Raw genomic sequence first — 14,686 nt, forward strand, 5'->3', positions numbered from 1 at the left:
GGTACATCGAAAACTACAACAAGGACGCCAAGCCGTTCACCTGGACCAAATCCGCGGAGTATCTACTGGGCAAGATGAAACGCAAACAAACCATTAACACGGAACACTAATGACCCCGCAGTCTACAGATGGGGGGTGACCCTCGATGGCTTCCCGGCAGGCGTCGTTGACGGATCGGCCCGCTCCGTCAACGTTACAGAGGTGCACCGCGAGGAAGATGTCCTGATTGAGGTCCTGGGCCTTACAGCCGACGGCGCTCTGGGGGAACGGGCGGGCCCAGTCCTGGCCGCGGCCGAGTAGTAGTTCTGCTTCCCCTAATTCCTGTTGACGCTGGGTTCCCACGCGCTGCAGTGATGCTTGTGCTTTAGCGGCCGGTTGTAAGTCAGGGAAGCGTGATCGGTCAATTCGCGGTCTTGAGCGAGAGCGCAGATGAGACAGCTGAGCCGAAAGCAGCACGGCATTCGTAATCACGGGGGAACGCTGCGGACTGTAGACCAATCCCGGGATACACCTTCGTTCAGACCTCGCAGGCTTGTCCGTGGCTTTTCATTCGCGTTGTGGTGGTGGGGGTGGTGGTTTGAAGTAGTGGTTTTGTTGGGGTTTTTGGGTGGGGTCGATGTGGCGTGGGGGTGTGAACCATGGGGTGCCGTGGCGGGCGTGGATGGTCCATTGTTCTTTGTGGATGAGGTGGTGGTGATGGGAGCAGAGCATGGCTCCGTTGCTGACGTTGGTGGGGCCGTGGTGTGACCAGTAGGTGATGTGGTGGGCTTCACACCAGGGGGCGGGCATGGTGCAGTTGGGGAAGGTGCAGCCTTGGTCGCGGGCTGTGAGGGCGAGGCGTTGGGCGGTGGTGAAGAGCCGGGTTTTGCGGCCGAGGTCCAGGATTTCGCCGTGAGTGCCGAGTAGGACGGGGATGATGTCGGCGTCGCAGGCGAGTTTGCGCAGGGTGGTGGCTGCGACGGGCCCGGTGAACGTGAAGCTGCCGGTGCCCGTGGCTGTGCTCACGCCTGTGGCATTGCCTGTGCCGGTGGCTGTGGCTGGGTGGGGGAGGAGGTCTTGGTAGCTGATGGTGGCGAGGATTTGGGGGCGGTTCCCGCCGGTAGTGGGCAGCAGGTTGGTGCTCAGGGCGGCTTTGAGGGCGCCGACGATGCCGTCGAGTTGTTTCTGGGAGCGGGTGCGCCGGTCCAGGTCGAGGTCGTTGTCCTGCCAGACGTTGTTGCCCTNTCCCGGCTTCCGCGCCCGTGGCGGTGGTCCCCGTCGTGGTCCCCGTGCCGGTTTCTGTGCCCGTGGTGGTGCGGGGGTTGGTGGCGGCGTTCATGACGGTGGCGAGGTGTTCGTATTGGTCGGTGGTGGCGAAGATTTCCAGGTGGTGGAGGCCGTGGCGGGGTTTGCGGATGAACGCGCCCTGGGTGTGGCGGAGTGCTTCTTCGGTGGGTTCGGTGCCGTCGGCGTCGAGGGTGTCGGCCCAGCGGCGGGCGACGCGGGCGAGGAAGTCGGGGTCCGCGGTGGCGGCGGTGTGGGTGAGGTCGTCTTCGATCCGGTCCAGGTTCTCCGGGGTGGTGTGGTGTTTGAGGCGGTCCAGGGTGGCGCTGATGATGGTCCCGGCGCGGGATGAGACCACGGGCCCGGTCCCTGGGACGGCCTGCGGGCTTACGTCGTCGTCGTCGGTGCTGGTCTCTGCCGAATTGGTGGTGGCGGCCGGGGTGAGGGCTGCTGCGAGGTGTTCCCTGATTGGGGGTACGGGGTCTCCGGTGAGGGTGGTGGCGGGCAGGATGGTGTGGGCGAGGTGGATGCGGCGGTGGGCTTCGCTGCGCCCGATCCGGAGCCGGAGGCGCAGGAATTCGGCGGTGTTCTTGCAGCCGTCATCGGCTGGGGACCGCGGCACCGGGCGGCTGGTGCCAGCGGTGCCGGTGTCGGTGGCGGGCCGGGCGGCGTCGGTTTCGTGGAGGGTTTCGGTTCCGTTGTCCCAGCCGGTGATCCATGGCCGGGTGCTGCGCGGTGTTGCGGCAGCGGTGATGGCCTGGGTGCGGGTGCGGTCCACGGCGCCGGCGGCGAGGATCTGGAGGTAGTCCACGGTCCGGGAGAGGTCCTCGACGAGGCCGGCGAAATCGGCGGCTTCGACGTAGCCGGCCATCGCCAGCGTCCCGGGAGCAGCCGCGGCGGCAGCGTTCACCGCGGCGATCGCCGCAGCCACCCCGGCGTCGGGCGTCAGAACGGCGGTGGTGCCGCCGCCGTCCGCAAGCTGATCCCCGAAAGCTTCCATAGGAATACTCTGCCGCGGGGGTGTGACATTTTGGCCGCCGTCGAAAAGCTCCGTGTTGGAAGCGCCCCCAACAGGCGAACCGGCGCGCGTCATAACGGCCGCGGTGGTGCCGCCGTCGCCGCTGTTCCCCGCAAGCTGATCCCCAAGAGCTTCCATAGGATTACTCTGCCGTGGGGGTACGACAATTAACGAATGTGCTCCGGGCGTGGGCAAAACCAGGATCCGGGACCACCAGAACAGCGTCAGTCCTCCGCGATCACTGCAACCCCGCCGGCCTCAACAGTCCCCGCAAAGGGCGCGCCCGTCAGCAGGTCAACACCGGCTGCCTCAACCGCTACAGCCGAGCGTGAGTGGTTGATCGCGAAGAGGAAGCTGCCGCCGTCGTCATTGCGTCGACGAACGAGTTCCACTCCGCGGTCGGCGGTGGCAACTGGCGCCACCCCGGATTCGGCCAGCAGCCGGTCCACGATCGCTTCGATGCTGTCGCGGTCCGGGAACGTCGCCAGGTACCAGGCCGCGCCGGCGCCCGCACCAACGCCAGCGCCCGCACGCGCACCAGCGCCCGCACCAACACCAGCGCCCGCACCAACCGCATGCCGCGTCAAGGACGGCACGCCCTCCAATGGATACTCGGTGAAAGTCTGAAGGGCCTCAGCACCCGCGAGGTGCACGTGCTCACTCCACACGGACGAGACCCCGCCGTCGCTCAACTTCAACTGCCCGCCGGCCAGTAGTGGGTGGAACTCCTCCACGCTGATCCCCAGCAGCTCCCGGAAAGCGCCGGGGTAGCCGCCCAGGCGGACGTGGTCCTGCTCGTCCACAATCCCGCTGAAATACGTCACCAGCACCGTGGCTCCGGCCCGCACGGCGGCGGCGATGTTGGCAGCGGCTGAGTCAGTCACCGAATAGAGCGTGCACACCAGGACCAGGTCGTAGCCCTCCAGTGAGGCTGAAGGATGGACCAGATCCGCCGCGATCCCGCGCAGGAACAGCGACCGGTGGAAGGCCCGCAGCACGTCCAGATACTTGACGTCCTCGCTCGGTTTGGAATCGATTTCGCTGGCCCACCAGGCTTCGTAGTCGAACACGATCGCCACGCGGGATTCCACCCGCGAGCCGCGCACCGGTGCGAGCTGCTTCAGCGCAGACCCGAGACCCACCACCTCGCGCCACACCCGCGTGTCACGGCCGCCGTGCGGGACCATCGCGGAGTGGAATTTCTCTGACCCGGCAAAGCTCTGCCGCCACTGGAAAAACATCACCGCATCCGCCCCGCGGGCCACGTGGGCCAGTGAGTTGCGCAGCATCTCGCCCGGCATCTTGGGCTGGTTGCGCGGCTGCCAGTTGACGGCCGACGTCGAATGTTCCATCAGGATCCACGGGTCGCCGCCCGCAATTCCCCGGGTCAGATCGGCGCTGAACGCGAGTTCGATCTGACGCTCGGGATCGGCGGCAACCAGGTAGTGGTCGTTGGCGATGACGTCCAGGTCCTTGGCCCACTCGAAGTAGTCCAGGGCCTTGGTGGCGCTGGACGCCATCAGGTTGGTGGTGCAGGGGACGTCGGGCGTGACCTCGCGCAGGACCGCCACCAGCTCGCGGTAGTAGTCCATCAGCGCCCACGAATTGAACCGCTGGAAGTCCAGTTGCTGTCCCGGGTTCAGCGTGGAAGGCGCAACGCCGGGCGGCAGGATCTCCTCGAAGGAGCCGTAGTTCTGGGACCAGAATGCGGTGCCCCAGGCGGCGTTCACCGCCTCGATGCTTCCGTACCGGCGCTCCAGCCACGCGCGGAAGGCAACGGCGTCCTCCGGGCCGTAGAACTCGGAGACGTGGCAGCCGAGCTCGTTGTCCACATGCCATAACGCCAGCGCGGGGTGGCCCTTATACCGCTCGGCGATCACGCGGGTGATGCCCGTGGCATACCGCCTGTAAACGGCCGACGACGGTGTGTAGTGCCGCCGGGAGCCCGGTCCCAGCACGGTTCCGTCAGCCGTGACCGGCAGGATTTCCGGGTATCTGCGCACCAGCCAGGCCGGGGGAGCGGCGGTGGCCGTGGCCAGGGCCACCTTGATTCCGTTGGCGGCGAGGTTGTCCAGCACGTCATCCAGCCAGCCGAAGTTGTATTCGCCCTCGCCCGGTTCCAGCAGCGCCCAGGAGAAAATCCCCACGCTCAGGAAATTGACGCCGGCTTCCTTCATGAGCGCCAGGTCTTCCAGCCGGACCTCGGCCGGCCACTGCTCGGGGTTGTAATCGCCGCCGTACGCGATCCCTTCCACGTTGTTCCAGACGCTGGACGGGCCGGAATTATGCTGCACGCTCATGGGACTCCTTCGTCTACGGGATGGACTAAACGTACCTGAATCCCGAGGTTTGGGAAAACGCTTGCCCAAACCTCGGAATGCCGGTATTGTATCGTTTCAGAAAGGGTGTAAGCCAGCTCACAACTCACGTTGTAAACAAGCGGGGCCTGCACAACCCGAGCAAGGAGGCTCTTATGATCAACCGAAGGAATTTCCTCACCACCGTAGCCATCGGTACCGCATCTGCGGCAGCACTGGCCGCCTGCGGCTCACCGGCCCCCAGCCAGACGGGTTCGGCGGAGAATCCCGTCACCATCAACTACACCTGGTGGGGCAACGATGACCGCGCAGAGCGGACCCGCAAGGCGATCGCGCTGTTCGAAGCGAAGAACAAGGACATCAAGGTTAACGGCAACTTCACGGACTTCGCCGGCTACTGGCAGAAGCGGGCCACGGAAGCTGCCGGCGGCGGCCTCCCCGACGTGATGCAGTGGGACCTGTCCTACATGCGGGATTACGGCCAGCGTAACCAGCTCCTGGACCTGGGCGCGGTCAAGATCAACACGGACGCCTTCGACAAGTCCCTCCTGCCGTCCGGCCAGATCCGGGGCAAGACCTACGGCATCCCCACCAGCACCAACGCCTTCGCCGTTTACTACGACCCCGCGAAGCTCGCCTCACTTGGAATCGCAGAGCCGGACGGCACCTGGACCTACAAGGAATACAACGACTTCCTGGCCGAGGTCGGAGCCAAGGGCAACGGCGCTCTCTTCGGTGGCACGGACTACACCGGCGTCTGGTGGATGTTCAACATCTGGCTGCGCCAGAACAACACCAAAGCCTTCACCGAGGACGGCAAGCTCGGCTTCGGCAAGGACGACCTCAAGAAGTGGTGGAACCAGACAGCGGCTCTCCGCGGCACCCCGGCCATCGTTGCCGAAGAGCGCGTCACCCAGCTCGCCCCGAAGTCGCCGTTTGGCTCAAACGTCTCAGCCACCGAGGTCACCTGGGACAACTTCATGGCCGCCTACCTTGGGGACAGCGGCGCCAAGGAGCTCAAGCTCGTGCCGGTTCCCTCCGATGACAAGGACAACCTGGGCCTGTTCCTCAAGCCGTCCATGCTGATGGTGGCCAGCGCCAAGACCAAAAACAAGGATGCCGCCGCCCGGTTCATCGACTTTATGGTCAACGACCCCGAGGTAGGCCAGATCTTCAAGACCTCCCGCGGCGTTCCGGCCTCCAAGACCCAGCGCGACGGCACCACGTTTGAAGGCACGGACAAGCTGGTTGTTGATTACGAGAAGTCCATTGAGAAGTACCTCAAGGACGCTCCGGAACCGCCCATCGTCGGTTTCGGCACGCTCGAAGCCTCCTTCAAGCGCATCAGCTCTGACCTGAACTACGGCAAGCTCACCATTGACGGCGCGGCTGACGCGTGGTTCAAGGAAGCCGAAGACCTCATCAAGCAGAACGCCTGATCCAGGCCCCAACTGACGGACTAATCTCGTGACCCAAAGCCCAACCCTGAACCGTCGGCCGTCGTCGTCTGCTCCCAAGCAGCAGCGCAAGCCGCGGCAGCTCAAATCAAAGCGGAGCGGTGCGGATGCCCGCGCCGGCTACACCTTCCTGTTGCCCTGGCTGCTGGGATTCATCGCCCTGACTGTAGGCCCGATGATCTCCTCGCTGTACCTGTCCTTCACCAACTACAACCTCTTCGAACCGCCCAAATGGATCGGGCTGGACAACTACGCCACCCTCTTCCAGGACGAACGGTTCCTGCAGTCGGTGGGCGTGACGCTCAGCTACGTGGTCTTCGGTACCCCGCTCAAGCTGGCCGCGGCACTGGCGGTGGCCATGCTGCTCAACAGCAAGCGCCGCGGCCAGGGCTTTTACCGGTCAGCGTTCTACGCACCCTCCCTGATCGGCGCGTCCGTTTCCATCGCGATCGTATGGAAGGCGATGTTCGGCGACTCCGGCCCCGTGGATCAGGGCCTGTCCTTCTTCGGGATCAACCTGGGCGGCTGGGTGGGCAACCCCTCCATGACCATGCCCATGATGATCCTGCTGACCGTCTGGCAGTTCGGCGCCCCGATGGTGATCTTCCTGGCCGGCCTCAAGCAGATCCCGGCCGATCTTTACGAGGCAGCGTCGATGGATGGTGCCGGCCCGGTGCGGAGGTTCGTCAACATCACCTGGCCCATGCTCTCCCCGGTGATCTTCTTCAATCTGCTGATGGAAACCATCCACGCGTTCCAGATCTTCGCCTCGGCCTACATCATCTCCAACGGTGAAGGCGGCCCCGCCGGCTCCACCCTCTTCTACACCCTCTACCTTTACCTGCGGGGCTTCAGCGACTTCCGGATGGGCTACGCCTCGGCGATGGCCTGGCTCCTGGTGATCGTGGTGGGCATCATTACCCTGATCTTCTTCAAAACGTCCAAGTCCTGGGTCCACTACAGCGGTGATTCGAAATGACAACTATGGCAACCCCCAAGCAGTCTGCGCCGATGCTCCAGGCTCAGGACTACAACCCGAAGTCCGAGTCCGTGACGGCCAAGAGGGTCAAGAGCCTCGTTTTCCACGTGGTGACGCTCGGCCTGACAGCGGTGGTTCTCTACCCGGCACTGTGGATGGTGGCCTCGGCCTTCAAGCCCAATGCCGAAATCGGCGGCGCCAACACGTCGCTATGGTCGAACAACTTCAGCTTCGACAACTTCGTCACGGCGATGGACGGGATCGGCCGGGTGTCCACCCTGCAGTTCTTCACCAACTCCCTGGTCCTGGCAATCGGCGCCGTAGTGGGCACCATCCTCTCGGCCAGCGTCTCGGCCTATGCTTTCGCCCGGATCAAGTTCCCGGGCCGGAGCGTGCTCTTCGGCATGATGATCGCCACGCTGCTGCTGCCGTTCCACGTGGTGATCATCCCGCAGTACATTGTGTTCCAGCAGCTGGGCCTGGTGGACACGTACGTTCCGCTGCTGATCGGCAAGTTCCTGGCGGCGGATGCATTCTTCGTCTTCCTGATGGTCCAGTTCATGCGCAACCTCCCGGCCGAACTCGACGAGGCAGCCCGCATCGACGGCGCAGGCCATGTGCGGATCTTCTGCTCCATCATGCTGCCGCTGATGAAGCCGGCGCTCATCTCGACGTCGATCTTCTCCTTCATCTGGAGCTGGAACGACTTCCTGGGGCCGCTGCTGTACCTGAACACCCCGGAAAAGTACCCGCTGCCGCTGGCCCTGCGCCTGTTCGTAGACCAGACCCAGAGCTCGGACTACGGCGCCATGATCGCCATGTCCGTCCTGGCCCTGCTGCCGGTGCTGGTGTTCTTCCTGGTGTTCCAGCGCTACATTGTTGAGGGCGTCTCCACCCAGGGCCTGAAGGGCTGACGGCGACAGGAATGAGCATCATGGACAGCGCCACGCCGGCATCCGGCCACAACGAACCCATCCCGGTCAACCGCTTCGCCCTGTTTTCCGAGACCCTGCTGGCCGGGCTGCTGGTGCTGGTGCTGTCCATCCCGCTGGTCACCATCCCCGCCGCGTACGCGGCCGGGATTGCCCACCTGGAACGGCATCTTGCCGGCCGCGACGATTCCCTGCGCGGCCTCTGGGGCACGTTCCGGGCCGCCCTCCGGGGCAGCTGGAAACTGGGAATCACGACGGGGGCAGCCGCCGTCGTGATTGTCCTTAACCTGTTGCTCGCAACGGTGGGGCAGCTGCCGGGCAGTTCGGTTGTCCTGCCGGCCACGCTGATCCTGGCGGCGGCCGGAGCCGTCCTGCTCCTGCGAACCGCCGCTGCCTGGCGTGACGTTACCGGCGAGGAATCCTCCGCGCCGCGGACCTGGTCCGCGGCCCTTGGCACCGCCAAAACCCTCTCGCTGCGCGACTGGACAGGCTCGCTCCTCCTTGCCGCGGCGCTGTTCGCGTCCGTGGTGTTTGTCTGGATGCTCGTGGCCCTGTTTGTGGTGGTGCCCGGCATGCTGATCCTGGCCTCCGCCGCCGTCAAGATGCGGTCCAACCGCGCCTAGCAAGTCTCTGCATTTGACCTTTACTACCGAGTTGAGCCAGCCGTGTCTTCCGACAGCCCGCAGTCCGCAGAATCCCTTCACACCTCCCAAAATCGGGTCCGCTGGTACCAGCCGCTGACGCAGCACAACTACCGCCTGTACATGGGCATGACCTTCGCCGGAAGCATGGGCGTGTGGATGCAGAGGCTCGCCCAGGACTGGCTGGTGCTGCAACTGACGGGGAGCCCGGCCGCCGTCGGGATCGCCGTGGCGCTGCAGTTCCTGCCGATGCTTGTCATTGGTCCGCTCAGCGGCCTGCTGGTGGACATGTTTCCCAAGCGCAGTGTCATGATGGTGTGCCAGTCCGTGATCGCGCTGCTGGCCCTGGGACTGGCTGCGTGGGACGCCAGCGGAAATATCACCGTGTGGGCGGTGTACGGAAGCTGCATTGCGCTGGGAGTGACCTCCGCCGTCGACGGTCCGGCGCGCCAGGTTTTCATCAACGAAGTGGTGGGCGACGCCGGGCTGAGGCCCGCCATCGGAGTCAACAACGCGATCGGCCAGTTTGGCGCCATGGTGGGACCAGCCCTTGGTGGGGTGGTGATCGCCCACGCCGGATCCGCCGCCGCCTTCGCCGCGAACGCCCTGCTTTCCGTGCTCGTGCTGGTCATGATCGCCGCCGTCCGGCCGGCGCTCCTGCACCTCACAGCCCCTGCATCCAGGGGACCCGGCCAGCTGCTGGCCGGGTTCGGCTATGTCCGGGAACGGCCATCGCTGCTGCTGCTCATTGTCCTGGCCGGCCTGCTGGGGGCCTTTGGCATGAACGGTCCGGTGGTGCTGACGGCCTTCGCCGAGCGCGTGTGGCACAACGGTGCGGCGGGGTTCGGCCTGTTCAACACCGTGGGTGCCGTCGGCGCCCTGGCGGGTGCGCTGCTCGCCGCGCGACTGAGGGGCATGGGCCGCAAGGGAATCGTGGCCGCAGCCGGACTCTTTGGGCTTTCGCAGCTGGTTGCCGCGCTGATGCCCAACCTGGTCGCTTTCACCGTGATGCTTGCCGTGGTGGGCCTGATGACCCTGGTGTTCCTGACGAGCGCCGCGACAGCTGTGCAGGTGGAGGCGGGGCCCGAAGTCCGGGGGAGGGTGATGGCGCTTTACCTGCCATTCCTGCTGGGCGGGCATGCTTTGGGTGGCCTGCTGGCGGGCTGGCTGACGGAGGAGTTTGGCGTGCGGACGGGCCTGGTAGTCACCGGTGCGCTGGCCATGCTGTCCGCGGCCGTCGTCGGAGTTTTGTTGTGGCTGAATTCGCGGCGGGTGCGGAACCCCGGCTCAGTATCCACCCGAACACCGGGCGCAGCGAGGCGGTGAGGCAGGGTGAGAGGCTGTCGGTCAGCAGGCCGGGAGCCTGCAGCTGGCCTTGCCGGGTCAGCGTGGCGGTTGCTTCCTGGGCGGGGAAGACGCCCATCAGGAAGCAGTTCCGCGTGCTGCCAGGGCCCAGGGCAGTCCGAGCTCCCTGAAGGTCGTGTGCTCTTGCGTTGCACGCTCCAGGGCTTCCTCGATCCCGGCGACGACGGCGTGCGCAGCGTCGCCGTCACCTTCCCAATGGACGTAGGCGCCGTCGATCAGGGCCGGCAGCGGTGCGGTACGGATGGCTTCGAGCACCAACATGAAGGCTCCGCTGTCCAGGAGCGGGCTGATGAGTTCCCTGCCTTCGCGGCGGTGGGCAAGCAGGTTCTCCGTGAGGTCGTCCCGGCCGAAGACCTGCTCGGTCTGCCCGGCAGGGGTGGTCACGGTGAGGCGGTCTTCGGTGTAGTGGAACACGACCTGGCCCCGGGAGCCCTGCAGCGTGACATAGGGTTCCACTGATTCGGCGGCGCAGATGGTGAGCGCGCAGGTGACGGGAAGTCCCGTGGCGGTGCGGATCCGGATGACGGAGGTGTCGTCGGATTCGATGTCATTGGCCCGGTAGAGATCGGTTTCCACCGAGGCGACATCTTCGATAGTGCGGGCGCCGGCGACGCGCAGCGCGGTGGCCACGGCGTGAGCCAGGGGATTGGTGGCGACGCCGTCAACCACGTCGACGCCGTCTATCCTCCGCTTCCCGGCCCAGCGGGAGCGTTTGTAGTAGGCCCTGTCGCGGACCCAGCGGCCGGTGGCCGAGATGCCCTGCAGCGTGCCGATGGCTCCGCTGGCGACGAGGTCTTCGATGGCCGCCAGTGCGTGTGACCCCAGGCTCTGGAAGCCAATCTGCACGCTGCGCCCGGACGCCTGGGCGGCGTCACACAGGGTGGTGAAGTCGGCCAGGGACGCCACAGGAGGCTTCTCCAGGTACAGGTCAGCCTGCGTGGTTAGGGCGGTAAGCCCCAGCGGGGCGTGCGTCTGGATGGGCGTGGCCACGATAATCACGTCCAGCTCCGGGGTGGCAGCCAGCAGGTCGGTGAGTCCCGGGAAAACGGCGGCTGTATCGGGCACGGATCCCGGGGCCGGCGGCTGGGGATCGGCCACGGCAACGAGTTCGACGACGCCGGCAGCCTGGAGGTGTTCGAGGTTGCGCAGGTGGTGCGTGCCGAAGCCGTGGACGCCTACCAGCGCCACGCGGGCCGCTGAGGCCGCTGTAGCGGACTGGCCGGAATGTGAAGCGGCGAAAGGTGGTGTTGCCATGGGGCTCCGTTCCTGCCCCGGAGGACACTAGCTGGGTAAGCGCTTTCCCAGATCCAGTGTGCGGCATAACCATGGTGATAGTCCAGTGTGTCTTGCGGGGCAAGTTCCAGTAAGCCGGCGGCGGGCAGGCCGGGCCTATCCCATGCCCAGCGGCGCTGCCCAGTTGCCATCCCGGCCGCCACTGCCGCCTTCCTGGTACTTACGGCAACGTGCGCAGCGCCGGTAGCGGCCGCCGTCTTCCGTGCTCTGCATGTGCCAATCGTGGCGCAGATTCATTTTGCACAGCAGGGTTTTGAGCATGACGTTCTCCGATCCGATAGCAAGGTCATCAGTCAGGCCTGATGTTCTGGTTGAGCCTGAAGAAGTTCGTGGGATCGTATGTACGCTTGAGTGCCTTGAGCCGGTCGTACTTGACGGCGCCGTATGCATGCCTGACGCGTTCCTCGCCCTCTTCCATGAGGAAGTTCACGTAGACGCTGGTGTGGTGGGGCGCCAGGGCAGACCAATAGTCCCGGGCCCACTGGCGCTCGGCGGCAAAGCCCTCGGCGGTCTTGCTATTGCCGTTGATGTTGAACGTGAACCCGGCCTGGCGGCCGTTGAAGGCGGTAGCACCGTCGTCGATCCTTCCCACCGCACCGCCCATCTGCCACAGGGCGACGCTGGTGACCGGCGAGGTGATGCGGGTGCCGTACTCCACCATTACGTCGATGACGTCGTCGCTGAGGGCCGCGACATCACAGGACCTGACGTAGTAATGCCAGCCGTGCGGGAACGACGGATCAAACGTCCTTTGATGCTCCAGGAATGGCTTGGGCCGGCAAAAGTCGAGCACGGGCGAACCGAATTCCTTGAGCGGGCGCAGGACCCGTTCGCCCTCCTCGACCGGTCCCGCGTAGCAGGCCGTGACCGCAAGGACGCGCTTGCCCACCAGGTCTGGCGGGACGATCGGGAGTGCCGGGGCCCTCCGCTGCACGGCGATGGTCATGAGCTCGTCGGGGCAGTCCGCGATCCATTCCCGGTAAAATCGGAGCACTTCGGGGGCATCTTCCATCGGCCAGAAGACCGGACCGGCCATAACGTACGGACCCACGGAGTTCAGCCGGAACTCGAAGTCGGTGACGATGCCGAAGTTCCCGCCGCCGCCCCGCACTCCCCAGAAGAGATCGGTGTTCTGTTCTTCGCTGGCCCTGACCAGCTCGCCGTCGGCGGTGACCACGTCCACGGACAGCAGCTGATCGATCGTGAGCCCGTGCTTCCGCATGACCCAGCCGATGCCGCCGCCCAGCGTGAGGCCCGCAACTCCGGTATGGGTGACGATTCCTGACGGGACGGCGAGGCCGAACTCCTGCGTCTCGCGATCGAGTTCGCCGAGCAGCACGCCGGCCTGGACACGGACCGTGCGCGCCTCGGGGTCCACCCGGATGCCTTTCATTGGGCCCAGATCGATGAGCATCCCGCCGTCGCAGACGGACAGCCCGGGGAAGCTGTGACCGCCTCCGCGCACGGCGGCCAGCAGGTCCTGCGATCTAGCCAGACGGATGGCAGCGCGTACATCTGCGACGCCGGTGCAGCGGGCTATGAGTGCGGGACGGCGGTCAATCGATCCGTTCCACACCTTGCGGTGCTCGTCGTATCCAGCATCGTCGGGGCGGACGAGTTCGCCCCGAAACGATGTCTGTAATTCATCGACAGCAACGCCGTCGATCTCTGTGCTTTGTGCCATGGGACTCACGGACCTCTCGCTCTTCCAGCAGAGTCCCACCGTTGGCACGAACTGGCAAGAGGAAATTGCCGGAGCTCGCGCGCTCCATCCGAGGCAAGTCGAGCCGCTAGCTGACCGCCTTCTTCACGAGCTCGACAATCTTCGCCTCATCGGCGGCAGTGATTTTCGTCAGGGCGTAGGAGGTGGGCCACATGGTGCCGTCGTCGAGGCCGGCCACGTCGTTAAAGCCGAGGGTTGAATACCGGGTCTTGAACTTGTGCGAGCTTTGGAAGAAGCAGACAACCTTGCCGTCCTTGGCATACCCGGGCATTCCGTACCAGGTCTTTGGTGTGAGTTCCGGGGCGCTGGCCTTGATGATGGCATGAATCCGCTCCGCCATGACGCGGTCAGGTTCCGGCATCTCGGCGATCTTCGCAAGCACATCGCTTTCCCCATCCGGCTTAGCGGCGCGGGCACCCTTTCGCGATGCGGACTTGAGCTCCTGGGCCCGTTCCTTCATTGCGGCGCGTTCGTCCGCATCGAAGCCGTCGTACGACTTGGCGCTCGTGCCGGTCTTGTTCGTGTCCGTCATTGCGGGTTCCTTCCTTGGCGGGTCTCTTGGGGTCCACGCTAGTGTCCGGGCGTCAAGGAGGCTTCTCCAGAACTGCTCGAATCCAGAACTGCTCGAATCCAGAACTGCTCGAGCGGAGATCCCTAGCCGGCGGAGGATACCTTCGCCGGGGCAGTGCTCTGCCGGATTACCAGTTCGGGGGTGAAGATGACGGCCCGGTGCTTTGGAGTGTCGGAATCGAGTTCCTCGGCCAATAGCTCGATGGCTGTGCGCCCCAGTGCTTCGGTGGGCTGCCGGATGGAGGAGAGGGGTACCACCGCGGAGACTGCGAAGTCGATGTCGTCGTACCCGATCAGCGCAATGTCCTCCGGGATTCGCAGGGTGTGGGTCATGGTGAGGGACTGCATCACGCCCAGTGCCAGGAGGTCGTTGGCGCAGAAGATGCCGTCCGGCAGGTCCCCACGCTCCACGAGCATGTTGCCCACGCTCCGACCGGCCAGCACAGTCTGGCCGTCGGAATCCAGGACCTCCAGCGTGGCGTCCGGTTCCTCCTTCACGGCGCGCTGCGCGCCCTGCAGGCGGTCCGCCACCTGGCGGATCGAGGTGGGGCCACCCACAAAGGCGAGCCGACGGCGGCCCGTGTCCAGCAGGTGCCGCGCAGCCAGATACCCGCCGGCGTCGTCGTCCACCGAAACGGAGCTGTACTTGCTCTCGTCGGCCAAGCGGTCCACCAGGACGGTGGGCACGCCGCGCTCACGCAGCTGGTCGAGGCGGTCGGTGACGTCTCCGACGGGCGAGATCAGCAGCCCCTGCACCCGCTGCTCTTGGAACAAGTCGATGTAGTTGGACTCGCGGCTGGCGTTGTGGCCGCTGTCGCCCAAGAGCACGGCGCTGCCCTGGAGTGCCGCGGCATCTTCGGCGGCCCGCACCACGGACGTGAAAAAGGGGTTGCCGACGTCGAGCACGATCAGCCCGATGGTCCTGCTGTGGCCGGCGCGCAGCTGGCGGGCGGCATCGTTCCGGACGAAGCCCAGCTCGTCGATGGCACGCAGGACCCGCTCCTTGGTCCGCTGGGAAACCCTGTCCGGGTAGTTCAGGACGTTGGAGACCGTGCCCACGGCAACACTGGCATGGTTGGCGACGTCCTTGATGCTGGCTGAGCGATTCATGATTCTCCGTGCTTATA

Annotated in this window: 13 protein-coding genes and 2 pseudogenes; 6 read left to right on the plus strand and 9 right to left on the minus strand. The window is 65.3% G+C overall.

What is annotated here, in order from left to right:
- Positions 1-135 precede the first annotated feature (135 nt).
- Positions 136-300: a hypothetical protein gene (locus AC50YA_RS13780; protein ID WP_494982833.1), complete on the plus strand. Its 165-nt coding sequence runs from the start codon at positions 136-138 to the stop codon at positions 298-300.
- A gap of 246 nt (positions 301-546) precedes the next feature.
- On the opposite strand, the gene AC50YA_RS13785 is transcribed toward AC50YA_RS13780, so the two are convergent.
- From AC50YA_RS13785 to AC50YA_RS13800, 4 genes and pseudogenes are all read right to left on the minus strand, one after another.
- Positions 547-789, minus strand: coding sequence for an HNH endonuclease (locus AC50YA_RS13785; RefSeq protein ID WP_494982834.1), 243 nt, complete (start codon positions 787-789; stop codon positions 547-549).
- An 87-nt stretch (positions 790-876) separates the two neighbouring features.
- A pseudogene (locus tag AC50YA_RS13790) lies at positions 877-1,188 on the minus strand (HNH endonuclease signature motif containing protein); the annotation flags it as partial.
- A 160-nt stretch (positions 1,189-1,348) separates the two neighbouring features.
- A pseudogene (locus AC50YA_RS13795) lies at positions 1,349-2,419 on the minus strand (DUF222 domain-containing protein); the annotation flags it as partial.
- 86 nt (positions 2,420-2,505) lie between these two features.
- Positions 2,506-4,581 (minus strand): beta-galactosidase, encoded by a 2,076-nt coding sequence (locus AC50YA_RS13800; protein ID WP_494982835.1) that lies wholly within the window; start codon positions 4,579-4,581, stop codon positions 2,506-2,508.
- A gap of 173 nt (positions 4,582-4,754) precedes the next feature.
- Here AC50YA_RS13800 and AC50YA_RS13805 point away from each other — a divergent pair, with 173 nt between their 5' ends.
- From AC50YA_RS13805 to AC50YA_RS13825, 5 genes are read left to right on the plus strand one after another with little or no spacing between them, the layout of a single operon-like run.
- Positions 4,755-6,038 (plus strand): ABC transporter substrate-binding protein, encoded by a 1,284-nt coding sequence (locus tag AC50YA_RS13805; protein ID WP_494982836.1) that lies wholly within the window; start codon positions 4,755-4,757, stop codon positions 6,036-6,038.
- A 28-nt stretch (positions 6,039-6,066) separates the two neighbouring features.
- Positions 6,067-7,035: a carbohydrate ABC transporter permease gene (locus AC50YA_RS13810; RefSeq protein ID WP_494982837.1), complete on the plus strand. Its 969-nt coding sequence runs from the start codon at positions 6,067-6,069 to the stop codon at positions 7,033-7,035.
- A complete protein-coding gene (locus AC50YA_RS13815) occupies positions 7,032-7,949 on the plus strand; it encodes a carbohydrate ABC transporter permease (protein WP_494982838.1) in 918 nt (305 codons plus the stop codon). The genes AC50YA_RS13810 and AC50YA_RS13815 overlap by 4 nt, the downstream gene beginning before the upstream one ends.
- A gap of 11 nt (positions 7,950-7,960) precedes the next feature.
- Positions 7,961-8,590 (plus strand): Poxvirus protein I5, encoded by a 630-nt coding sequence (locus tag AC50YA_RS13820; protein WP_494982839.1) that lies wholly within the window; start codon positions 7,961-7,963, stop codon positions 8,588-8,590.
- 42 nt (positions 8,591-8,632) lie between these two features.
- Entirely contained in the window at positions 8,633-9,934 is a 1,302-nt protein-coding gene (locus AC50YA_RS13825; RefSeq protein WP_494982840.1) for an MFS transporter, read from the plus strand.
- A gap of 96 nt (positions 9,935-10,030) precedes the next feature.
- On the opposite strand, the gene AC50YA_RS13830 is transcribed toward AC50YA_RS13825, so the two are convergent.
- The 5 genes from AC50YA_RS13830 to AC50YA_RS13850 form a co-directional block, all read right to left on the minus strand.
- The gene (locus tag AC50YA_RS13830) at positions 10,031-11,227 is read right to left on the minus strand and encodes a Gfo/Idh/MocA family protein (RefSeq protein WP_494982841.1); all 1,197 of its coding nucleotides are present in this window, start codon (positions 11,225-11,227) and stop codon (positions 10,031-10,033) included.
- A gap of 135 nt (positions 11,228-11,362) precedes the next feature.
- Positions 11,363-11,527, minus strand: coding sequence for a hypothetical protein (locus tag AC50YA_RS13835; protein ID WP_494982842.1), 165 nt, complete (start codon positions 11,525-11,527; stop codon positions 11,363-11,365).
- A 28-nt stretch (positions 11,528-11,555) separates the two neighbouring features.
- The gene (locus AC50YA_RS13840) at positions 11,556-12,950 is read right to left on the minus strand and encodes an FAD-binding oxidoreductase (protein WP_494982843.1); all 1,395 of its coding nucleotides are present in this window, start codon (positions 12,948-12,950) and stop codon (positions 11,556-11,558) included.
- Between the two features lie 106 nt (positions 12,951-13,056).
- Complete coding sequence (locus AC50YA_RS13845) at positions 13,057-13,521, minus strand: iron chaperone (protein WP_494982844.1); 465 nt, start codon at positions 13,519-13,521, stop codon at positions 13,057-13,059.
- 122 nt (positions 13,522-13,643) lie between these two features.
- Positions 13,644-14,669: a LacI family DNA-binding transcriptional regulator gene (locus AC50YA_RS13850; protein WP_494982845.1), complete on the minus strand. Its 1,026-nt coding sequence runs from the start codon at positions 14,667-14,669 to the stop codon at positions 13,644-13,646.
- Positions 14,670-14,686 lie beyond the last annotated feature (17 nt).

It is taken from the genome of Pseudarthrobacter sp. RHLT3-21, from assembly GCF_059383495.1.